This window comes from Streptomyces sp. NPDC055962 (genome assembly GCF_042270185.1).
GTDB lineage: Bacteria > Actinomycetota > Actinomycetes > Streptomycetales > Streptomycetaceae > Streptomyces.
In genome coordinates this window covers 166,419-187,929 of sequence record NZ_JBHJYN010000007.1, presented here as the reverse complement: position 1 = coordinate 187,929, position 21,511 = coordinate 166,419, and the positions used below count along the sequence as shown (strand labels likewise).

At 71.9% G+C, this 21,511-nt stretch carries 20 protein-coding genes; 15 read left to right on the top strand and 5 right to left on the bottom strand.

Annotated elements, in window-relative coordinates:
- The first annotated feature begins 28 nt into the window (after positions 1-28).
- From ACFC51_RS21520 to ACFC51_RS21465, 12 genes are all read left to right on the top strand, one after another.
- Entirely contained in the window at positions 29-823 is a 795-nt protein-coding gene (locus tag ACFC51_RS21520) for an aldose 1-epimerase (RefSeq protein WP_376530256.1), read from the top strand.
- A gap of 30 nt (positions 824-853) precedes the next feature.
- Positions 854-1,393, top strand: a complete 540-nt coding sequence (gene pyrE, locus ACFC51_RS21515; protein ID WP_147958720.1) for an orotate phosphoribosyltransferase — start codon at positions 854-856, stop codon at positions 1,391-1,393.
- 167 nt (positions 1,394-1,560) lie between these two features.
- Entirely contained in the window at positions 1,561-2,592 is a 1,032-nt protein-coding gene (fbaA, locus tag ACFC51_RS21510) for a class II fructose-bisphosphate aldolase (protein WP_267074899.1), read from the top strand.
- 82 nt (positions 2,593-2,674) lie between these two features.
- Positions 2,675-3,838 carry a MalY/PatB family protein gene (locus ACFC51_RS21505; RefSeq protein ID WP_376530253.1) on the top strand — a complete coding sequence of 388 codons (1,164 nt, stop codon included), beginning with the start codon at positions 2,675-2,677 and terminating at the stop codon, positions 3,836-3,838.
- Between the two features lie 218 nt (positions 3,839-4,056).
- Positions 4,057-5,565 carry a DHA2 family efflux MFS transporter permease subunit gene (locus ACFC51_RS21500; RefSeq protein WP_376530250.1) on the top strand — a complete coding sequence of 503 codons (1,509 nt, stop codon included), beginning with the start codon at positions 4,057-4,059 and terminating at the stop codon, positions 5,563-5,565.
- Between the two features lie 3 nt (positions 5,566-5,568).
- Positions 5,569-5,982, top strand: coding sequence for a DUF3151 domain-containing protein (locus tag ACFC51_RS21495; RefSeq protein ID WP_329230404.1), 414 nt, complete (start codon positions 5,569-5,571; stop codon positions 5,980-5,982).
- Positions 5,983-6,137: 155 nt separating this feature from the next.
- Positions 6,138-6,986, top strand: a complete 849-nt coding sequence (locus tag ACFC51_RS21490) for a tryptophan 2,3-dioxygenase family protein (protein ID WP_376367904.1) — start codon at positions 6,138-6,140, stop codon at positions 6,984-6,986.
- Complete coding sequence (kynU, locus tag ACFC51_RS21485; RefSeq protein WP_376367906.1) at positions 6,979-8,166, top strand: kynureninase; 1,188 nt, start codon at positions 6,979-6,981, stop codon at positions 8,164-8,166. Before ACFC51_RS21490 ends, kynU begins: the two co-directional genes overlap by 8 nt.
- A gap of 115 nt (positions 8,167-8,281) precedes the next feature.
- Entirely contained in the window at positions 8,282-9,157 is an 876-nt protein-coding gene (locus tag ACFC51_RS21480; protein WP_376530247.1) for an alpha/beta hydrolase, read from the top strand.
- A gap of 74 nt (positions 9,158-9,231) precedes the next feature.
- On the top strand, positions 9,232-10,542 hold the full coding sequence (locus tag ACFC51_RS21475; RefSeq protein WP_376530244.1) for a histidine kinase: 1,311 nt from the start codon (positions 9,232-9,234) through the stop codon (positions 10,540-10,542).
- On the top strand, positions 10,539-11,207 hold the full coding sequence (locus tag ACFC51_RS21470) for a response regulator (RefSeq protein WP_376367912.1): 669 nt from the start codon (positions 10,539-10,541) through the stop codon (positions 11,205-11,207). Before ACFC51_RS21475 ends, ACFC51_RS21470 begins: the two co-directional genes overlap by 4 nt.
- A 9-nt stretch (positions 11,208-11,216) precedes the next feature.
- Positions 11,217-12,422, top strand: coding sequence for a cytochrome P450 (locus tag ACFC51_RS21465; protein WP_376530241.1), 1,206 nt, complete (start codon positions 11,217-11,219; stop codon positions 12,420-12,422).
- On the opposite strand, the gene ACFC51_RS21460 is transcribed toward ACFC51_RS21465, so the two are convergent.
- The 3 genes from ACFC51_RS21460 to ACFC51_RS21450 are packed head-to-tail and all read right to left on the bottom strand — an operon-like array spanning position 12,405 to position 15,427.
- Positions 12,405-12,791, bottom strand: a complete 387-nt coding sequence (locus ACFC51_RS21460; protein WP_376367916.1) for a hypothetical protein — start codon at positions 12,789-12,791, stop codon at positions 12,405-12,407. The two genes, ACFC51_RS21465 and ACFC51_RS21460, sit on opposite strands and share 18 nt — an antisense overlap.
- A 36-nt stretch (positions 12,792-12,827) precedes the next feature.
- Positions 12,828-14,486 carry an ABC transporter permease gene (locus ACFC51_RS21455; protein WP_376530239.1) on the bottom strand — a complete coding sequence of 553 codons (1,659 nt, stop codon included), beginning with the start codon at positions 14,484-14,486 and terminating at the stop codon, positions 12,828-12,830.
- Positions 14,483-15,427 (bottom strand): ABC transporter ATP-binding protein, encoded by a 945-nt coding sequence (locus ACFC51_RS21450; protein WP_376530236.1) that lies wholly within the window; start codon positions 15,425-15,427, stop codon positions 14,483-14,485. The genes ACFC51_RS21455 and ACFC51_RS21450 overlap by 4 nt, the downstream gene beginning before the upstream one ends.
- Before the next feature lie 92 nt (positions 15,428-15,519).
- Between ACFC51_RS21450 and ACFC51_RS21445 the strand changes: the two genes are divergently transcribed.
- Positions 15,520-16,110, top strand: coding sequence for a GbsR/MarR family transcriptional regulator (locus ACFC51_RS21445; protein ID WP_376530233.1), 591 nt, complete (start codon positions 15,520-15,522; stop codon positions 16,108-16,110).
- A gap of 47 nt (positions 16,111-16,157) precedes the next feature.
- On the opposite strand, the gene ACFC51_RS21440 is transcribed toward ACFC51_RS21445, so the two are convergent.
- Positions 16,158-16,994: a diacylglycerol kinase gene (locus tag ACFC51_RS21440; RefSeq protein WP_376367923.1), complete on the bottom strand. Its 837-nt coding sequence runs from the start codon at positions 16,992-16,994 to the stop codon at positions 16,158-16,160.
- Between the two features lie 186 nt (positions 16,995-17,180).
- Between ACFC51_RS21440 and ACFC51_RS21435 the strand changes: the two genes are divergently transcribed.
- Positions 17,181-18,464 (top strand): adenylosuccinate synthase, encoded by a 1,284-nt coding sequence (locus ACFC51_RS21435; protein WP_376367925.1) that lies wholly within the window; start codon positions 17,181-17,183, stop codon positions 18,462-18,464.
- 280 nt (positions 18,465-18,744) lie between these two features.
- On the opposite strand, the gene ACFC51_RS21430 is transcribed toward ACFC51_RS21435, so the two are convergent.
- Positions 18,745-20,298 (bottom strand): PstS family phosphate ABC transporter substrate-binding protein, encoded by a 1,554-nt coding sequence (locus ACFC51_RS21430; protein WP_376530230.1) that lies wholly within the window; start codon positions 20,296-20,298, stop codon positions 18,745-18,747.
- 266 nt (positions 20,299-20,564) lie between these two features.
- Here ACFC51_RS21430 and ACFC51_RS21425 point away from each other — a divergent pair, with 266 nt between their 5' ends.
- Entirely contained in the window at positions 20,565-21,452 is an 888-nt protein-coding gene (locus tag ACFC51_RS21425) for a glycoside hydrolase family 19 protein (protein WP_376367929.1), read from the top strand.
- Positions 21,453-21,511: the final 59 nt, after the last annotated feature.

The following is a 21,511-nucleotide window of genomic DNA, read 5'->3' as shown; positions in this document are numbered from 1 at the left end:
GGGCGCCCCGCGCCAGTAGTGTCGGAGGGTGAGCAGAGTTGCGAAGAACGTCCGGCTGACCGCCGGCGACGTCGAATTGACCGTTGACCCCGAGAACGGCTGCCGGATCGGCAGCCTGCGGATCGGGGGGACCGAACTGCTGCGCCAGGGCGAGCGGTACGGCTGCTTCCCGATGGTGCCGTGGTGCGGCCGCACCGAGAACGGCCTGTTCCGCAACGGCGGCGAGCCGCATCAACTGCCGCTGAACTCGCCGCCGCACGCCATCCACGGCACGGGCCGCGACACCTCCTGGCAGCTCGCCCGGCAGAGCGACACGGAAGCGGCCTTCTTCTACGACCTGGCCGACCCGTGGCCGTACGAGGGCCGCGTGACGCAGTCCTTCGAGCTGACCGAGGAGTCGCTGACGCTGAGCCTCGGCGTCGAGACGTACGGGGACTCCTTCCCGGCGCAGGCCGGGTGGCACCCCTGGTTCCTCCGGAACCTCGGTGGCCAGGACGCGCGGATCGCCTTCGACGCGGCCTGGCAGGAGGAGCGGGGCGACAACCACCTGCCGACCGGCCGCCGGATCGACCCCCTGCCCGGCCCGTGGGACGACTGCTTCGGGATGCCCGAGGGCGTCGACGTGAAGCTCACCTGGCCCGAGCAGCTGGAGCTGACGGTCAGGAGCCGGGACGAGTGGGTGGTGATCTACGACGAGCAGGCCGAGGCCGTCTGCGTGGAGCCGCAGTCCGGGCCGCCGAACGGACTGAACACGGCACCCCGGCTGGTGACCCCGATCGAGCCCCTGGAGATCGCGACGACCTGGAGCTGGGTCCGGCTCTGACCTCCCGCGTCAGCGCTTACCCTCGTTGACATGACTGACGTACGCGCTGAGCTGCTCCAGCAGATCAAGGACAAGGCCGTGGTGCACGGCAAGGTGACCCTCTCCTCGGGTCTGGAAGCCGACTGGTACATCGACCTGCGCCGGATCACGCTGGACGGCAAGGCCGCGCCGCTGGTCGGGCAGGTGATGCTCGACGCCACCGCCGAGCTGGACTACGACTGCGTCGGCGGACTGACGCTGGGCGCCGACCCGGTGGCCACCTCGATGCTGCACGCCTCGGCGGCGCGTGGGAAGAGCCTGGACGCGTTCGTCGTCCGCAAGGCGCAGAAGGCCCACGGGATGCAGCGCCGCATCGAGGGCACGGACGTCAAGGGCCGCCGCTGCCTCGTCGTCGAGGACACCTCGACCACCGGCGGTTCGCCGCTGACCGCGGTCGAGGCGGTGCGTGAGGCCGGCGGCGAGGTCGTGGCCGTCGCCGTGATCGTGGAGCGCGGCGCCGCTCCGGCGATCGCCGAAGCCGGTCTGCCCTACGTCCACGTCTACTCCGTGGCCGACCTCGACCTGGCCTGACCTGCGGCTTCACCGAGGCGCTCCCTGTTTCACGTGAAACAGGGAGCGCTACTCCGACGGGCAGCGTGGAGCCGGCGCGAGAGTCTGGGAAGATAAGGGCGACGATGACGTCGCCCCCAGGTCAGGGACCAAGCACTGCACACCCGCACATCCCAAGGAGCGGACAGATGCCCATCGCAACCCCCGAGGTCTACGCCGAGATGCTCGACCGGGCGAAGGCAGGCAAGTTCGCCTACCCGGCCATCAATGTGACGTCGACCCAGACCCTGCACGCTGCACTGCGCGGCTTCGCGGAGGCGGAGAGCGACGGCATCGTCCAGATCTCCACCGGTGGTGCCGAATTCCTGGGCGGCCAGTACAACAAGGACATGGTGACGGGCGCCGTAGCCCTGGCCGAGTTCGCGCACATCGTCGCCGCCAAGTACGACATCACGGTCGCGCTGCACACCGACCACTGCCCCAAGGACAAGCTGGACGCCTACGTGCGCCCGCTGCTCGACGTGTCCGCGGAGCGGGTCGCCAAGGGTCTGAACCCGCTGTTCCAGTCGCACATGTGGGACGGCTCGGCCGAGACCCTCGCCGACAACCTGTCCATCGGCCAGGAGCTGCTGGCCAAGGCCGCCGCCGCCAAGATCATCCTTGAGGTCGAGATCACCCCGACCGGTGGCGAGGAGGACGGCGTCACGCACGAGATCAACGACGAGCTGTACACGACCGTCGACGACGCGCTGCGTACGGCCGAGGCGCTCGGCCTGGGCGAGAAGGGCCGCTACCTGCTGGCAGCGTCCTTCGGCAACGTCCACGGCGTCTACAAGCCGGGCAACGTCGTCCTGCGTCCCGAGCTCCTCAAGGACCTCCAGCAGGGCGTCTCCGAGAAGTACGGCAAGCCGGCCGGAAGCCAGCCGTTCGACTTCGTCTTCCACGGCGGCTCGGGTTCCACCGCCGAGGAGATCGCCACCGCGCTGGAGAACGGTGTCGTCAAGATGAACCTCGACACCGACACCCAGTACGCCTTCACCCGCCCGGTCGCGGACCACATGTTCCGCAACTACGACGGTGTCCTGAAGGTCGACGGCGAGGTCGGCAACAAGAAGACCTACGACCCGCGCACGTGGGGCAAGGCCGCCGAGGCGGGCATGGCCGTGCGTGTCACCGAGGCGTGCGCCAACCTGCGCTCCTCGGGCACCAAGCTGAAGTAAGTACGTCACGGACGCAGGTGCGGGCCCGGTCTCCCCTCGGGGGGCCGGGCCCGCTCCGTGTCCGAGGAGTGAGGGATCCACCGTGAGCACGCCCGCGCGCTACGACTTCGACACCGTCATCGACCGCCGCGGTACCTGGTGCGTCCAGTGGGACGGGGTCGCCGACCGCTTCGGGGTGGACGGGCTGCTGCCCTTCACCATCTCGGACATGGATTTCGAGACCGCCCCCGAGGTGCTGGCCGCGCTGCGGGGCCGGCTGGAGCACGGGGTCCTCGGCTACACCACCTGGCAGCAGGACGACTTCCGGTCGGCGGTCGCCCACTGGTACGCGACCAGGTACGCCACCCGCATCGACACGGACCGGCTGGTCTACGGCCCGTCCGTGCTCAACCAGCTCTCGCAGCTGCTCCGGATGTGGACCGCCGAAGGTGAGGGCGTCGTCGTCCACACCCCGACCTACGACGGCTTCCGCAAGGCGGTCCTCGGGCTCGGGCGGGAGCTGCGGGGTGTGCCGGTGGGGGACACCGAAGCCCTCGAACGGGAGCTGGCGCGCGCCGACGCGAAGGTCCTGGTGCTGTGCTCGCCGCACAACCCCACGGGGCGGGTGTGGACCGAGGCCGAGCTGCGGGAGACGGCGGCCCTGGCCCGCCGGCACGGGGTGGCGGTGATCAGCGACGAGATCCACGCGGATTTCGTGCACGAGGGGTACACGCATGTCCCGTACTACCGGGTGGCCGGTGACGGGCGCTGGGCCCTCATCACGTCCGCGTCGAAGTCCTTCAACTTTCCGGCGCTGACCGGTTCCTACGGGCTCATCGGGGACCCGGCGGACCATGCGGAGTACCTGCGGCGCATGGAGACGGCGGAGGGGCTCGCCTCGCCCGCCGTGCTGTCGCTGACCGCGCACATCGCGGCGTACCGCGAGGGCGCGGCGTGGCTCGACGAGGTGCGGGCGTACACCGCGGGGAACCTGGCGATGGTGGGGGAGCGGCTGGACGCGGACCTCCCCGAGCTGGGGTGGGAGCCGCCGCAGGCGGGCTACCTGGCCTGGATCGACGTCCGCCCGCTGGGCGTGGACGACGAGGCGCTGCAACGGGTGCTGATCGAGCGGGAGAGGGTCGCGATCATGCCCGGGGCGGTGTACGGGGCGCCGGGGTTCCTGCGGCTGAACGTGGGGTGTGCGCGGAGCAAGGCGGAGGCGGGGGTGGCGGCGCTGGTCCGGGGGATTCGAGCCGTGCGGGCGTGACACCCTGCCGCACGGGGCGGCGGGACCGGGCGTGACGGGCGGCGGGACCGGGCGTGCGGGGGGCCGGACCGGGCGTGACGGGCAGCGCGGCCGGGCGTGGGGCGTGGGGGGCGGCGGAAACGGGTGCGGGGCGGCGGGAAGCGGCGTGGGGCGGGCGGCGCGGCTGGAACAGGCGGTCATGAATGGCCTGCGGACCGGCCGGCGGAGATGCTGCTCCTATGACTGATGCTGAGGGTGCGGGCGGTACGGACGACGACGGGATCCGGGTCGCCTCGCCCGTGGGACGCTGGGTCGTCCTCACCACCGTGCTGGGTTCCAGCATGGCCCTGCTCGACTCGACGGTCATCAATGTGGCCCTCCCGCGCATCGGCGAGGACCTCGGCACCGATCTGGCGGCGCTGCAGTGGACGGTCAACGCCTACATGCTCACCCTGGCCGGACTGATCCTGCTGGGCGGGGCGCTCGGGGACCGCTTCGGGCGGCGGCGGGTGTTCGTCCTCGGGGTGGTCTGGTTCGCCGGTGCCTCGCTGCTCTGCGGGATCGCGCCGAACGCGGAGGTGCTGATCGCCGCGAGGGCGTTGCAGGGGGCCGGGGGAGCGCTGCTCACCCCCGGCTCGCTGGCGATCATCCAGGCGAGCTTCCACCCCGACGACCGGGCCCGCGCCGTGGGGTTGTGGTCGGGGCTCGGCGGGGTCGGGGCCGCCGTCGGGCCGTTCCTCGGCGGGTGGCTGGTGGACGGGCCGGGCTGGCGGTGGGTGTTCCTGCTCAATCTGCCGCTCGCCGCCGTCTGCGTGCCCGTGGCCCTGCGCCATGTGCCGGAGTCCCGGGACCCGGAGGCCCACGGCCGGTTCGACGTGCTCGGAGCCGCGCTCGCCGCGCTGGCGCTCGCCCTGGTCACCTACGCGCTGATCGAGGTGCCGGAGCAGGGCGCCTCCGTCACGGTGATCGGCGCGGCCGTCGGCGGCGTGGTCCTCGGGACGGCGTTCGTCCAGGTGGAGCGGCGCCGGGCCGACCCCATGGTGCCGCCGTCGATCTTCGCTTCGCGGCAGTTCACCGCCGTCAACATCGTGACGTTCTGTGTGTACGCGGCCCTCGGAGGGTTCTTCTTCCTCTCCGCGATCCAGCTCCAGGTGGTCGCCGGCTACTCGGCGCTCGGCGCGGGCACCGCGCTCCTGCCCACCACGGTCCTGATGCTGCTCTTCTCGGCGTCCGCCGGTGACCTCGGACGGCGTATCGGGCCCCGCATCCCGCTCACCGTCGGCCCGCTGCTCGCCGCCGCCGGGATGCTCCTGATGCTCAGGGTCGGGCCCGGCGCCTCCTATCCGACGGACGTCCTGCCCGCCGTCGTGGTGCTGGGCCTCGGCATGGTCACCCTCGTGGCCCCGCTCACCGCCTCCGTCCTGGCCGCCGTGGAGACCGGCCGGGCCGGACTCGCCAGCGGCATCAACAACGCCGCCGCGCGGGCCGCCGGGCTGCTCGCGGTGGCCGCCCTCCCGCTGCTGGCCGGAATGGGCCCGGAGGCGTACCGCGATGCGGGGGAGTTCGCCTCGACGTTCCGGCGGGCGATGCCGATGTGCGCCGGTCTGCTGGTGGCGGGTTCCGTGATCGCCTGGTGGTCCCTGCGGACGGTTCCCGCCGCCCGGGCCGGGGCCCGTCCGGCGTGTTCGACGCACTGCGGGGTGACGGCCCCGCCCTTGGAACCGGAGCCCCGGCCCAGGCACACTTGAACCATGTCCATCCACGAGAACCTGCTCGGGGGCCCCGCCCCGACCCATCTGCCCGACGACCCGGAGCCGCGCGAGCTGCTCGCAGCCGGCACGGCGCCCGCCGATGTCGCCGCGAAGTACCCCACGTCCTCGCTGGCCTGGGCGCAGCTCGCCGACGAGGCGTACGAGGGCGGCCGGGTCATCGAGTCGTACGCGTACGCGCGCACCGGCTACCACCGCGGCCTCGACGCCCTGCGCCGCGCGGGCTGGAAGGGCCACGGCCCCGTCCCGTTCGAGCACGAGCCGAACCGCGGCTTCCTGCGGGCCCTGCACGCCCTCGCCCGCGCCGCGCAGGCGATCGGTGAGCAGGAGGAGTACGAGCGCTGCTCGTCGTTCCTGCGTGACTCCTCGCAGACCGCCGCCGACACCCTGGGCTGAGACGGCCCCCGGCTTCCGGGCCCCGCGGGCGTCGACCTGCGGGGCCCGACGTGTCGGTGGGAAGGCCGTTAGGATGCCGAGCAGGGGACCGGAGCTCCACCACCTCAGAGGAAGGGGCGGACCGCTACCCGGAAGCTCGTGTCGAGGAGACAGAAATGTCGACGATCCACCCCGACCCCGAAGCCACCGGTGCGGAGACCCCGCACCTGGACTTCGCGGGAACGACTCCGTACGAGGACTACGTCCAGGCGGATGTACTGACCCACCTCCAGCACCTGCGCTCGGACGATCCCGGCGAGATGGTCTTCCTGGTCACCACCCAGGTCATGGAGCTGTGGTTCACGGTCATCGTCCATGAGTGGGAGACCGCCGCGCACGCCTTGCGCGAGGACCGGATCCCGGTCGCCCGGGACGCCCTGAAGCGCTCGCTGCGGGAGCTGGAGGCCCTGAACGCCTCCTGGAAGCCGCTGGCCGGCCTCACCCCCGCCCAGTTCAACTCCTACCGGGGCTCGCTCGGCGAGGGGTCCGGCTTCCAGTCGGCGATGTACCGCCGCATGGAGTTCCTGCTGGGCGACAAGTCCGCGTCCATGCTCGTGCCGCACCGGGGCGCCCCCCGTGTCCACGCCGAGCTGGAGAAGGCGCTCCACGAGCCCGGTCTGTACGACGAGACGCTCGCGCTGCTGGCCCGGCGCGGTTACCCCGTACCGCAGTCGGTGCTCGGGCGCGACCTGTCGCAGAAGTACGAGCCGTCGCCCGCGGTCGAGGCCGTCTGGGCGGAGATATACGCGGCCCCGGACCAGAACGACGAGCTCGTGCGGCTCGGCGAGGTGCTGACCGACGTCGGTGAGCTGGTGTGGCGCTGGCGCAACGACCACCTGACCGCCACCCGGCGGGCGATGGGGTCGAAGACCGGGACCGGCGGATCCGCCGGGGTCGCCTGGCTGGAGAAGCGGGCCACCAAGAGCGTGTTCCCCGAGCTGTGGACGGCGCGCAGCCATGTCTGACATCAAGGAGCGTGCCGAGGCGCTCGACGCCGCCGACGAACTGGCAGCACTGCGGGAGCTGTTCACCCTCGACGACACCGTCTACCTCGACGGGAACTCGCTGGGCGCGCTGCCCCGGCACGTGCCCGCGCGCATGCAGGAGGTCCTCACCCGTGAGTGGGGCGCGCTGCGCATCCGCTCCTGGGACGAGAGCGGCTGGTGGACGGCGCCCGAGCGGATCGGCGACCGGATCGCCCCGCTGGTCGGGGCGGCCGCGGGGCAGATCGTCGTGGGCGACTCCACCAGCGTGAACGTCTTCAAGGCCGTCGTCGCGGCGACCCGCCTGGCGGGCGACGGACGCGACGAGATCCTCGTCGACGCGACGACGTTCCCCACCGACGGGTACATCGCCGGTTCGGCGGCCCGCATGACGGGCCACCGTGTCGTCCCGGTCGCCCCGTCCGACGTACCGGCAGCGCTCGGGCCGCGTACCGCGGCCGTCCTGCTGAACCACGTCGACTACCGCACGGGCCGGCTCCACGACCTGCCCGGCCTCACCGCCGCCGCCCACGAGGCGGGCGCGCTCGCCGTCTGGGACCTGTGCCACACCGCGGGCGCCCTGCCGGTCGGTCTCGACACGCACGGTGTCGACCTGGCCGTCGGCTGCACGTACAAGTACCTGAACGGCGGCCCCGGTTCGCCGGCCTACCTGTACGTGGCCGAGCGCCACCAGGAGGCCTTCGACTCGCCCCTGCCCGGGTGGACCTCGCACGCCGATCCGTTCGCGATGACCCCCGGCTACGCCCCCGCGGACGGCTCCGTGCGGGGCCGGGTGGGCACCCCGGACATCCTGTCCATGCTGGCCCTGGAGTCGGCGCTGGACGTGTGGGACGGCGTGCGGGTGGAGGCCGTACGGGCCAAGTCCCTGGCGCTGACGGACTTCTTCCTGGAGTGCGTCGCCGCCCACGTCCCCGAGGGACGGGTCACCTCCGTCACGCCGGTTCCTCATGCGGAGCGCGGCAGCCAGGTCTCGCTGAGGTGCGACGGCGCGGCCGAGGTGATGCGGGTGCTGATCGAGCGCGGCGTGGTCGGCGACCTGCGCCGCCCCGACATCCTGCGCTTCGGTTTCACCCCGCTGTACGTCGGATTCGCCGACGCGGAGCGGGCGGCGCGGACCCTCGGCGAGGTGCTCGCGGCCTGAGCGTGCGCCGCCGTACGGGTCCGTGCTCCGGGCCCGTACGGCGGCGGCCCGCCGTACTGGTACCGTCCCCGCAGGTCAGTCCAGTGGGGCACAGGCGTAGGACGGTTGGAGCAGCATGTCGGATTCTGCCGCGCGTGATCGCGAAGCCTCCGAGACCGAGTCGGCGTTCGCCCATCCGGTGGTCGCCCCCGACGGGTCCGCCGCCTATGGGAGCCACCCCGACCAGGTTGTCGACTTCTTCGCGCCGAGGGACGGCAGGACCGGGGCTCCGCTCGTCGTGCTCCTGCACGGCGGGGCCTGGCGGGCGCCGTACGACCGGCAGCACGTCTCGCCGTTCGCGGACTTCCTGGCGCGGCGCGGCTTCGCCGTGGCCAGCGTCGAATACCGCCGCGGCGGGGAGATCCCGCAGCAGGGCGCCGCGGGCCCGGTCGCCGGGCGCTGGCCCGAGACCTTCGACGACGTGGCGGCCGCCATGGACGCCCTTCCGGCGCTGGCTGCCCGGGAACTGCCCGGAACCGATCTGCGCAAGACCGTGGTCACCGGGCACTCGGCCGGTGGGCAGCTCGCCCTGTGGGCCGCCGCCCGGCATGTGCTGCCGGAGGGGTCGCCGTGGCGGCTGCCCGCCGCGCCGCCGCTGCGCGGCGTGGTCGCGCTGGCTCCCATCGGGGACTTCGCGAGCGCGGTGGAGCTGGACGTCTGCTCCGGTGCGCTCCACCAGCTCCTCGGTGGGAAGGACGACTTCGAAGCGCGGAGCGCTCACGTGGATCCGGCGTTGCTGCTGCCGACGGGGATCGCGACGGCCGTCGTCCAGGGGGTGGAGGACCTGACCGTGCCGCAGGCCGTCACCGAGGCGTTCGTGGACGCCGCGGCGAAGGCCGGCGAGATGGTGGGGCTGACGCTGCTGGACGGAGTGGGGCACTTTCCCCTGATCGACCCCTCCGCGGACGCCTGCGCGGTGGTGGCCGAGGAGATCGCCCAACTGGCCTGGTAGTACTTGCGACGGACGGCCGCGGATCCGCATCACTGGTGACGACCGGGGCACGGGCCGCCGCCTACCGTGGAAACGTGACCGAGACCAAGACCAGAAGCCCGGAGTTCCGGCTGGCCGCAGGGGCGATAGGCGGCCTGCGGCAGGACCTCTTCCACGACGTGTTCGACTACCGCCCGCTCGGGCCGCTCGGCACGGACGGGCCGGTGATCCGCCGGCTTCCGAAGCCGGTCCGGATGCGGGCCGTCTGGTTCCCGCACGCGGTGGTGGGCGCGGTCGCGCTGATCGCGCTGCTCGAAGGCGTCTTCGCTGCGAACACGTACTCCCCGTTCGGGATCGCGACCCTCATCACCGCGTTCCTGCCGGCCGCCACGTTGCTCATGACCCTGCTCCGCCCCGTCCTCGCCTTCTGGGTGTCGATCGCCTCGGCCCCGGTGATGGCCTTCGTGGGCAGCGGGGACTGGCCGTGGGCGCCGAACGCCTTCGTCTGCCACCTGGCAGTCCTGATCGTCGTGGCGGCGCGGACCCGTCCGCGCACGGCGGCCTGGATGTGGGTGATCACCGCGTTCACCGGGACCTCCCTGGAGACCATCGGCCCCTGGAACCCCTCGTCGACCAACAGCGGCATGGTCTTCACGTCCGCCATGGCCCTGCTCGTCGTGACCGTCGTGCAGACCCGCCACGAGGCCCGGCGCGAGGTGACCGTGCAGCGCACCGTCACCGCCGTCGAGCGGGACCGGCGCACGCTGCTGGAGGAGCGCACCACCATCGCCCGCGAACTGCACGACGTCGTCGCGCACCACATGTCGGTCGTCGCCATCCAGGCCGAGGCGGCCCCGTACCGGGTGGAGAACCCGCCGCCCGAGCTGGAACAGGCCTTCCTGACCATCCGGGAGAACGCCGTGGCCGCCCTCACCGAGCTGCGCCGGGTCCTCGGTGTCGTACGCGCCGACGACTACGAGGTGCCGGACGCCCCGCAGCCCACGCTCGCGGAGCTGGACCGGCTGCTGGGCAACGTCCGGGAAGCGGGGCTGGAGACGGACAAGACCGTCACCGGCGCGGTGCGGGAGCTTCCGCAGGGTGTCGAGCTGTCGGCGTACCGGATCGTGCAGGAGGCGCTGAGCAACACGCTGCGGCACGCTCCGGGTGCCGCAGCGAGGGTGGAGATCGGCTATGTGCTCGGCGGGCTCGGGGTGCGCGTCGTCAACGGTCCCGCGCGGGGGCTGGTCAAGCCGTCGCCGGGGGCCGGTCACGGAATCACGGGGATGCGGGAACGGGTCGCGATGCTGAACGGCGAGATGACCGCGGGGTCGACGGAGGACGGCGGGTACGAGGTCGCCGTGTTCCTGCCCGTACCGGCTCAGCGCGACGGCGGTGAGGGCGCGTGAGCGAATCGCCGATCCGGGTACTGATCGTCGACGACCAGATGATGGTCCGCGAGGGTTTCTCCGTGCTGCTCAACGCGATGCCCGGCATCGAGGTCGTGGGCGAGGCCGTCGACGGGCGGCAGGCGGTCTCGCAGGTCGCCGCACTGCGGCCCGACGTGGTGCTGATGGACATCCGGATGCCCGAGCTCAACGGCATCGACGCGACCCGGGAGATCGTCGCCGCCGACGCGGACGCCAAGGTGCTCGTCCTCACCACGTTCGACCTCGACGAGTACGTCTACCAGGCCCTGAGGGCCGGCGCCTCGGGCTTCCTCCTGAAGGACGCCTCGGCACGGCAGCTCGCCGAGGGCGTGCGGGTGGTGGCGTCCGGCGAGGCGCTGCTCGCCCCGACGGTGACCCGGCGGCTGATCACCGAGTTCTCGAAGATCGCCGAGGCACCGCGGCCGCCCGCCATGGCCAGGATCGGCGACCTCACCGAGCGGGAGACGGAGGTGCTGGTGCTGATCGCCCAGGGGCTGTCGAACCTGGAGATCGCCACTCACCTGGTGGTCGCCGAATCGACGATCAAGACGCACGTCAGCCGCGTCCTGGTGAAGCTGGGGCTGCGGGACCGGACGCAGGCGGCCGTGTTCGCGTACGAGGCGCGGCTGGTCACGCCCGGATAGCGTCGGCCCATGCACGTGTCCTTCGACCCCTGGTCCCCGGCGTTCGTCGCCGATCCGTACCCCGCCTACGCCGCGCTGCGCGCCACCGGCCGGGCGCACTACTTCGAGCCGACGCGTCAGTGGCTCGTCCCGCACTACTCCGACGTGTCCGGGCTGCTGCGCGACCGGCGGCTGGGGCGGACGTATCTGCACCGCTTCAGCCACGACGAGTTCGGCGTCGACGCGCCGCCCCCGGCCCACGAGCCGTTCCACACGCTCAACGGGAACGGGATCCTCGACCTGGAGGCACCCGACCACACCCGGATCCGGCGGCTGGTCGCCAAGGCGTTCACGCCCCGCCGGGTCGAGGCGCTCGCCCCGACCGTGGAGCGGCTGGCCGCCGGACTCGTCGACGACTTCGTCGAGGCGGGGGGCGGCGACCTGCTGAGCGCGGTCGCCGAGCCGCTCCCCGTGGCCGTCATCGCCGAGATGCTGGGCGTCCCGGAGGCCGACCGGGGGCTGCTGCGGCCGTGGTCGGCGGCGATCTGCGGGATGTTCGAGCTGAATCCGACGGAGGAGACCGCAGGGGCCGCGGTGCGGGCCTCCGTCGAGTTCTCCGCATATCTGCGCGGTCTGATCGAGGCGCGGCGCGCTGATCCGGGGGCGGACCTGATCTCCGGCCTCATCGCCGCCCACGACGACGAGGACCGGCTGACCGAGCAGGAGATCGTCTCCACCTGTGTGCTGCTGCTCAACGCCGGTCACGAGGCGACCGTCAACGCCACCGCCAACAGCTGGTGGATGCTCTTCCGGCACCCGGAGCAACTGGCAGCCCTGCGGGTGGACCACGGCATGCTGCCGACCGCGGTGGAGGAACTGCTGCGCTACGACACCCCGGTGCCCATGTTCGCGCGGTGGGTCCTGGACGACATCGAGATCGACGGCACCGTCATCCCGCGCGGTGCACAGGTCGCGCTGCTCTTCGCGTCGGCCAACCGGGACCCTGAGCGATTCGCCGATGCGGAGACGCTGGACCTGTCCCGTGAGGACAACCCGCACATCTCCTTCGGTGCGGGCATCCACTACTGCCTGGGTGCGCCGCTGGCACGCCTCGAACTGAACGCTTCCTTCGGTGAGTTGCTGCGCAAGGCACCCGGGATGCGGTTGGCGGCCGAGCCGGAGTGGAACTCCGGGTACGTGATCCGGGGGCTGCGGGCGCTACAGGTCGAGATCTGAGGCGGCGGTGCCGGAGAGCCGTACGTGGTCCGGGTCCCGGGGGTTCGACCAGGTGTGCAGGCCCCACGTGGACAGGGCCAGGACTCCCGCCGTGCACACGGCCGCGACGAGGACCCGGGACCGCTGCCGTGCCCGCCCGCGGAGCAGACGCAGGGTCAGCAGCCAGGAGACCGGGGGGACCAGGGCCCCGGCGAGCAGGACGAGGGGCAGCTCCGTCCACAGGACGGAGAGGTCCCTGCCGTGCCCCTCGAAGCCCATGCCCAGGTGCACTCCGGTGCGGTGGGACGACCCCCAGACGTACAGGGCGGTCACCGCCCCGAGCGCCGCCGCCGCACATCCTCCGTACCCCGCCGTGTCCCTCTGGTCCATACGGGTCAGGACGTCGTCGCGTTCGTGGCCGGTTCCCTACGTGGTCAGCAGGTCCCGCCGCCGGAAGCCCTCCAGGCCGAGCAGGACCAGGGCCGCTGCGACCAGGGTGAGGACGGCCAGGGGCGTCCACTCCATGGGGGCCGCGGGCAGCTGCGGGACATGGCCGAAGGGGGACAGGTCGTTCATCCGGTCCGGGAAGCGGAGCAGCGGGCCCAGGTAGCCGGTCACGAACGCGTACACCGGGACGGCCCACGCGGCCGGGGCCGCCCGTGGCAGCCAGCCGTACAGGACCGCGGTCACCCCGGCGGTGACCCAGAGCGCGGGGGCGTAGGCGAGTGCCGCACCCGTGAGGGAGAGCACCAGCCCGGGGTCACCGGCGGACGCCGCCCCCAGGACGCCGATGCCGAGGCCCGCCGCCGCCAGGAGCGCCGTGCCGCCCGCGACGGCGACCGCGACATGGCTCCCCGCCCACCTGGCGCGGGACAGGCCGGTCGCCAGAAGGGGTTCGGCGCGGCCCGCGCCCTCCTCGGCCCGGGGGCGAAGGGATGCCATGACGACGTACACGGAGGACACGACGGCGAGGATCACCATGATCATCGATGCGAACGACTCGGCCGTGCTCGTGCCGCCGATCCTCCGCAGCGCGTCCTGGACCTGGTCGATGTTCTTCAGCATGTCGTCGGCCTCGCCGAGGATCGACCCGTACATCGCGCCCATCACGAAGAGCCCCGCGCCGAATCCGGCGAGCACCGGGCGGTGGAGCCGCAACGCGAATCCCAGCGGCCGGAGCAGCGCGGCGGACGCCGTCGGGCTGCCGGGCCGGCCGGCGCGGAGTCCCGCGCCTACGTCGCGCCGCGTCGACAGGACGAATCCGGTGCCCGCGCAGAGCGCGGCGAGCGCCACGCAGAGCAGCAGCGGCCACCAGCGGTCGTCCACCCAGGGGTAGGTCCGCTGGACCCAGCCGATCGGGGAGAGCCAGGAGAGCGCGTCGTCACCGCCCGCGTCACCGGCTGCCCGCAGGACGTAGGCGAGTCCGATGACGGCGAGCGCCAGGCCGGACGCGCCCCGGGTGTGGGCGGTGATCTGTGTGGTGATCGCGGCGACACCCGCGAAGACCAGGCCCACTGCTGCGTGCGCGAGGCCGTAGAGCAGTGCGCTCCCGGCGCCGCCCGGGGCCAGGTCCATGGCTCCGAGCCCGACGGCGAGCAGAGCCGCGAGGGCGAGGTCGGCGATCACCGCGACCCACAGCGCGGCGGCCAGGTGCGCGTGGCGTCCGACAACGGTGGAGCGGACGAGCTCGGCGCGGTCGGTCTCCTCCTCGTCCCGGGTGTGGCGGGTGATGACCAGGACGCTCATGAGCCCGACCAGCACGGCGACGAAGCCGAGCATCTGGTGGCCGAGCATCGAGCCGAAGGTGTAGTCGTCCAGGTAGTGCCGGGGCCCGGTCATGGCGAGCCCGGCGGGGCTGTCCATGGTGGTGACGACGGAGGCGCGGGCCTCGGCGCCTGAATAGAGCGTCCTGAACTTGTCGGCGGTGGCCAGCGTGCCGACGAGCAGCGCGAGGATCCACGCGGGAAGCCGGACGCGGTCCCTGCGCAGGTTGAACCGGACCAGGGCGCCGGTGCCCGTCAGCGACTCCGGCCCGGCGAAGGCCCGGGCCGGCGCGGGGGTGCCGGTGGCGGTCGTGGCGCTCATCGCGCGTCCTCGGGGGTGGGGGCGTGGCGGTGGGCGGCGAGCTCGTCGCCGTAGTGGCGGAGCATGAGCTCCTCCAGGGTCGGCGGATGGCTGATCAGACCGCGCACTCCGCATGCGGCGAGCTTGCTCACGGCCCGGTCGAGGTGTCCGCCGTCCACGGTGAACCGCACCCGGCTCCCGCCTCCCGCACCGTCGTCGGTGATCTCCACGGAGTGCACGCCGGGCAGCGAGTCGAGCCCTGCGGCCGGCCGCGCCGTCTCGGCCTCGATCGTCGTGCGCGTCAGATGCCGCATCTCGCTCAGCGATCCGGACTGCACGGTCCTGCCGAGCCTGATGATGCTGACCCGGTCGGCCAGCTTCTCGACCTGGGCCAGGATGTGGCTGGAGAGCAGCACGGTCCTGCCGGCGGCCTTCGCCTCCAGGACGACGTCCTGGAAGACGACCTCCATGAGGGGGTCGAGCCCGGCCGTCGGCTCGTCCAGGAGCAGCAGTTCCGCGTCGGAGGCCAGCGCGGCCACGATGGCGACCTTCTGGCGGTTGCCCTTGGAGTAGGTCCGGCCCTTCTTCGTCGGGTCGAGGTCGAAGCGCTCGATCAGCTCGTCGCGGCGCCGCTCGTCGGCCCCGCCGCGCAGATGGGAGAGGAGGCCGATGGCCTCGCCCCCGGTGAGGCCCGGCCACAGCTCCACGTCACCGGGGACGTAGGCCAGGCGCCGGTGCAGCTCGACGGCGTCGTGCCACGGATCCTTGCCGAGCAGCCGGGCCGCGCCCGAATCGGGGCGCAGCAGCCCCAGCAGGACCCGGATGGTGGTGGACTTCCCGGCGCCGTTGGGGCCGAGGAAGCCATGGACCTCGCCCGTCTCGACGGCGAGGTCGAGGCCGTCCAACGCGTGTGTCCGCCCGAACGACTTGTGCAGTCCGGCGACGCTGATTGCCTTCGTCATGTTTCCGAACGTACGCGGGTTTCACAAAGTTGTGAAGTTAAGGAAGCATATAAAGTTGGGCCGTGATCGGAGCGGAGGAGGCGGCGGAGGGTATGGCCAGCGGGACCGAGGAACCCGGGACGGCGGGAGGCGGTACGCGCGCGGTGCGTGACGGGGATGTGAGCGGTGAGAGGGACGCCGTGCGCGACGAGGACACGGTCCATGGCGAGGACGCCGTGCGGGACGAGGACGCCGTGTCCCGGTTCGTCGAGCGCTTCGCGGCCGACATGACGGAGGCCGGGATGCAGCGGATGGCCTCGCGCGTCTTCGCCGCGCTCCTCGCCGACGACGACGGCTCCATGACCTCGGCCGAGCTCGGCCGCCGGCTGCAGATCAGCCCGGCCGCGGTCTCGGGGGCGGTCACCTACCTCACGCAGGTCAGCATGGTCGGCCGCGAACGCGACCCGGGCTCACGCCGCGACCGCTACCGCCTGCACGACGAGATCTGGTGGGCGGCCTTCGCGAGCCGCGACCAGGTGCTCACCCGCTGGGAGCGCACGCTGAGGGAGGGTGCCCGCTCGCTCGGCGAGGACACCCCGGCCGGCGCGCGGCTCGTGGAGACGGCGGAGTTCTTCGCCTTCCTCCAGAAGGAACTGCTCGGCGTCCTCGACCGCTGGCGCGAGAGCCGCGGCCGGACGGAGTGAGGCGGCGGGGCCGCCCTGCCCTGCCCGGGCAGGGCGCCTGTCACCCGTCACACCGGTTCCGCCGGGAGCACCAGACCCCAGGCACCCGCCCGTACGGTCCAGGTGCGGGTCCTGACGGGGCCCCCGACCTGTATGTCCGCGCGGTAGCGGAAGTCCGGACCGGAGACCGTGACCGCCTTGGCCTCGGCCGTGTGCGTCCCTCCGGAGGCGGTGCGGATCACCACGTCGGCCAGACCACCGTCGCCCTGGGCGCTCACCGAGACGCCCTCGACCGGCCGGTCCAGGTCGTTCAGCAGGACACCGTCCGCCTCGACCCGCAGCCGGTGGGTGCGGGCGGGCCCGGAGGGTGAGGGAGGGGCGGGGCGGACCAGGGAGGCCACGAGGGTGCGGCAGGTGTCCCAGACCGTGTGGGGCGGGCCCGGGGAGGGCCGGGCCGCCGGTATGCGCAGCTCGCCCAGGACCACGCCGTCGCTGTCGTCGACGAGCAGGTCCAGCCGGCGCGCGGTCCCGTCGAGCGCCGTGCGCGCGGCCGCCACGGCGCCCCGGGGCACGCCCAGTGCGTAGCTGAGTTCCAGGGTGTGCGCCGCGCCGACCGGGATCAGGGCGAGCGCGCTCTCCGCGAGCTCCCGCTCGCGGTGGAGCTGGGAGACCGCGCGCAGCAGCGCGTGGTCGTCGCCGACGACCACCGGGCGCCTGGAGCCCCGTCGGGACAGGGCCTTGGCGAATTCGTCGGGGCCGTCCGGAAGGCAGATCTTGGTGTGCGCGCCCGCGCCCAGCACGTCCTTCGCGATGCGCACGGACTCGCCGTCGTAACGGCGGGCAAGGGGGTCGATGAGCACGAGTAGCTGGTGGTCGCCGTCGCCGGGGGGCTCTGCAGCCGACACCTCGGTCCTTCCTCGGGTAGCATCTTGGTGCAAGAGCCCCTTGCGCTATTGCGCCAGGGGCTTGGTCTATTCCGGGGCACCCGGTTCGACGGCTCAGGCTTTGCCGTACATCGTCGTGCGGCAGGTACGACCTTTACGTACGCCCCCTGACCTTGGACATGCCCCGCCCGGAAGGGGTGTACGCCTGTGCCCGCACTTGTGCTGCTCGGTGCTCAGTGGGGTGACGAGGGCAAGGGGAAGGCCACCGACCTCCTCGGTGGATCCGTTGACTATGTGGTGCGTTACCAGGGCGGCAACAATGCCGGCCACACGGTCGTCGTAGGCGACCAGAAGTACGCACTGCATCTCCTCCCCTCCGGAATCCTGTCGCCGGGGTGTACCCCGGTCATCGGGAACGGTGTCGTCGTCGACCCGGCGGTGCTGCTTTCCGAGCTGAGCGGTCTGAACGAGCGAGGCGTCGATACGTCCAAGCTCCTGATCAGCGGTAACGCTCATTTGATCACCCCGTACAACGTCACCGTCGACAAGGTGACGGAACGCTTCCTCGGTAAGCGCAAGATCGGGACGACCGGCCGCGGCATCGGCCCGACCTACGCCGACAAGATCAACCGGGTGGGCATCCGCGTCCAGGACCTCTACGACGAGTCGATCCTGGAGCAGAAGGTCGAAGCGGCGCTGGAGCAGAAGAACCAGCTCCTGGCCAAGGTCTTCAACCGGCGCGCGATCGAGTCGGAGAAGATCGTCGAGGAGATGCTCCAGTACGCGGAGCAGATCAAGCCGTACGTCGCCGACACGACGCTGATCCTGAACAACGCCATCGACGCGGGCAAGGTCGTCCTCTTCGAGGGCGGCCAGGGCACCCTGCTGGACGTCGACCACGGCACGTACCCCTTCGTCACCTCGTCGAACCCGACCGCGGGCGGCGCCTGCACCGGAGCCGGCGTGGGCCCGACGAAGATCAGCCGGGTCATCGGCATCCTCAAGGCCTACACCACTCGTGTCGGTGCCGGCCCCTTCCCGACCGAACTTCTCGACGAGGACGGCGAAGCGCTGCGCAGGATCGGCGGCGAGCGCGGTGTCACCACCGGCCGTGACCGCCGCTGCGGCTGGTTCGACGCCCCGATCGCGCGCTACGCGACCCGGGTCAACGGCCTCACCGACTTCTTCCTCACCAAGCTGGACGTGCTGACCGGCTGGGAGCAGATCCCGGTGTGCGTGGCGTACGAGATCGACGGCAAGCGCGTCGAGGAGCTCCCGTACAACCAGACCGACTTCCACCACGCGAAGCCGATCTACGAGAACCTGCCGGGCTGGTCCGAGGACATCACCAAGGCCAAGACCTTCGGCGACCTGCCGAAGAACGCGCAGGCGTACGTGAAGGCGCTGGAGGAGATGTCCGGCGCCCCGATCTCCGCGATCGGTGTCGGCCCCGGCCGGACCGAGACGATCGAGATCAACTCCTTCCTCTAGGAGACCGCGCGACGGCGGCCGGACCTTCCACGGGGAGGGTCCGGCCGCCGTCGTTCGTCCGCGGCCGTGGTCGTCCTGTGTCCGCCGTCGTCGTTCGTCCGGGGTGCGGGCGTCCGTCCGGCAGCGGGCCGCGCGCGGGAGGAGCCGCCGGCAGGGGCGCCCCCGGGTCAGGGGTGCCCCGCGTCAGAGGCGCCCCGGGCAGGGGAGCTGCCGGAGGAACGCGCACGTCAGGAGCAGGTGCGCGCCACGCGCGCGATGCCGGGGTGCTGTTCCAGGCCCCCTACTCGGGTAGGGGCCGTTCCTCTCCGCAGAGCCGCATCCCCCGCGGTGTCGCGCAGGGCAGGTGGCCGCTGGTGCGCATGATCTCCTCGCCGTAGTTGTCCAGGTAGTTGAGGAAGCCGGCCACCAGCGAGCTCGCGGGCGGCGACCCGTAGGTGTAGGCGTACTCGATCTCGCGGTACGGGTAGCCGCTGGTGGCGATGGTGTCGACGGAGGGGGCGATGCCGTCGATGGTGGTCCGGTGCGCCCCGTCGGGCACGGTGCCGCCTCGCAGTTCGGAGTAGCCGATCGCTCCGTCGAGAGCGGCGACCTCGGCGAGGACCTGGTCCGTGCCGTCGAGCTCGCAGCGCAGCACCGGAGCCTCGCCGTAGTCCTTGGTGGTGCAGTCGCGTGAGGACGTGGCCGGCTCGTTGGCGTCCAGGACGCGCCGCTGGAACACCTCGCGGGTACCGGAGTTGGCGTCGCGGCTGACGAGCCGGATCTCCAGGTCGGGGCCGTTCCCCGTGATCTCGTTCCAGTTGCGGATCTCGCCGCGGTAGATCCGCCGGATCTGGTCGGTGGAGAGGTCCTTCACGGGCACCGAGTCGTTGACGACGAGGGAGAACAGCGAGATCGCGACGGGCTTCCCGTGCAGCGCGGTGAGGGCCGCCGGCCTGGGGCCGTCGGACAGGGCGATCATCGACGGCGAACCGGCCGACCCGGCCTTGCCTCCGGCGGCGTCGAGCTTCCGCACACCGGCGTTGCTGCCGTGGATGTCCAGCGTGATGACGGAGCCCTCGCACTCGTCCTCGTACGTCTGCTTCAGCTCCTCCATGACCGGCCCGAAGGCGGTGGAGCCGGTGACCGTGAGGGTGCCCCGGGCGCAGTCCATCGGGGGCGGGGAATCGTCCCGTACGACGATGATGGCGGCCAGTGTGACGACGCAGGTGGTGAGGGCCACGGTGATGATCCTGGACGCCCGGCCGAACAGCGGGGGCTTCTCGTCGGGGCGGGCCGCCTTGTTCCGCGCCACGACGCCGTCCCGGATGCCCCCGGTGACCTTGATCGGGCCGCCCACGTGCGAACCGGTGAGCAGGACCAGCAGCTTGAAGTGCTCGTTGCGGTTGAGCGGGACGCGCGGCAGCCGGATGACCGAGCCGTCGTGCCGCAGACCCGCCGACGGGGTGAAGTGATCCATCAGGTGTTCGGCGTCCGGGGAGTGGGTCACCGCGATCCCGCGCACCGTGCGACCGGTGAACTCCGCGGTGAGACCGTTGAGTTCGCCCCGCCCGGTGTAGTCCTCGTCGCCGATCGACTGCGAGCCGTCGTTCTCGATGCGCAGCAGGACGAGCGTGGCGTCGGCCATGTCCGGGGTCTCGCTGAAGAGGCCGAGCCGCACGTTGGCCCGGCCCTGGCTGACTTCGCTGCCTATGGGGGTGTCCATCTGCACGCGGTAGCCGATGCGCTTGCGGCGGGGGACACGGCGCTCGTACCAGAGCACACCGGCCGAGGTCGCGACGCCCAGGAGGGCGGTGAGCGTGGCGATGACGTTCTCGGGAGTGAACAGCCCGTCCATGGTGGTGGCGGCCCCTCGTGGGTGCGGTGTGCCGGACGGCGACACCGTACGACCGCGGACCGTGCGGTGGGGGAGGCTCCGGATTCCTTCCGGGGACGTTCGCCTCGCGTTCAACAGGACTCTGCACGGCCGGGGTTGAGGGTGTGCGTGAGGGGGCCGAGTTTTGGTCTAGACCTTGACAGGTCCAGACCATCGCCGCTTGAGTGGGCCGTACCCCCCATGGCGGCGCACGCTCGACGCGGGCGCCGCGACGAAGGAGTGATCGCGTGTTCAAACGTGTCATGAGCCTGATCGCCGCGCTGGGCGCGGTCGTCGCGACGCTCGTCATTCTTCCCGCCACCACGGCGGCGGCCGCCGCCTGCGCCCCGGCCTGGAGCGCCTCCGCCGTCTACTGGGGCGGCGGCTCCGCCTCGTACAACGGACACAACTGGTCCGCGAAGTGGTGGACCCAGAACGAGCGGCCCGGTTCGGCCGACGTCTGGGCCGACCAGGGCACCTGCGGCGGCGGGACGGACCCGGGTCAGCCGAACCCCTCGGGCTTCGTCGTCAGCGAGGCGCAGTTCAACCAGATGTTCCCGAGCAGGAACTCCTTCTACACCTACAGCGGCCTGACCGCGGCCCTGAGCGCCTACCCCGGCTTCGCCAACACCGGCAGCGACACGGTGAAGAAGCAGGAGGCGGCGGCGTTCCTCGCCAACGTGAGCCACGAGACCGGCGGTCTGGTGTACATCGTGGAGCAGAACACCGCGAACTACCCGCACTACTGCGACACCAGCCAGTCGTACGGCTGCCCGGCCGGCCAGGCCGCCTACTACGGCCGCGGTCCGATCCAGCTCAGCTGGAACTTCAACTACAAGGCCGCCGGTGACGCGCTCGGCATCGACCTGCTCGGCAACCCCTGGCAGGTGGAGCAGAACGCCTCCGTGGCCTGGAAGACCGGTCTCTGGTACTGGAACACGCAGTCCGGCCCCGGCACCATGACCCCGCACAACGCCATGGTCAACGGTGCGGGCTTCGGTGAGACCATCCGCTCGATCAACGGCAGCATCGAGTGCAACGGCGGCAATCCCGCCCAGGTGCAGAGCCGTGTCGACAAGTACAAGGCGTTCGCCCAGATCCTCGGCACCACCCCCGGCTCGAACCTGAGCTGCTGAGCCCGGCCCCACCCCGGGGAACGGGGGCGCATCCGGCTCGTGGCCGGGTGCGCCCCCGA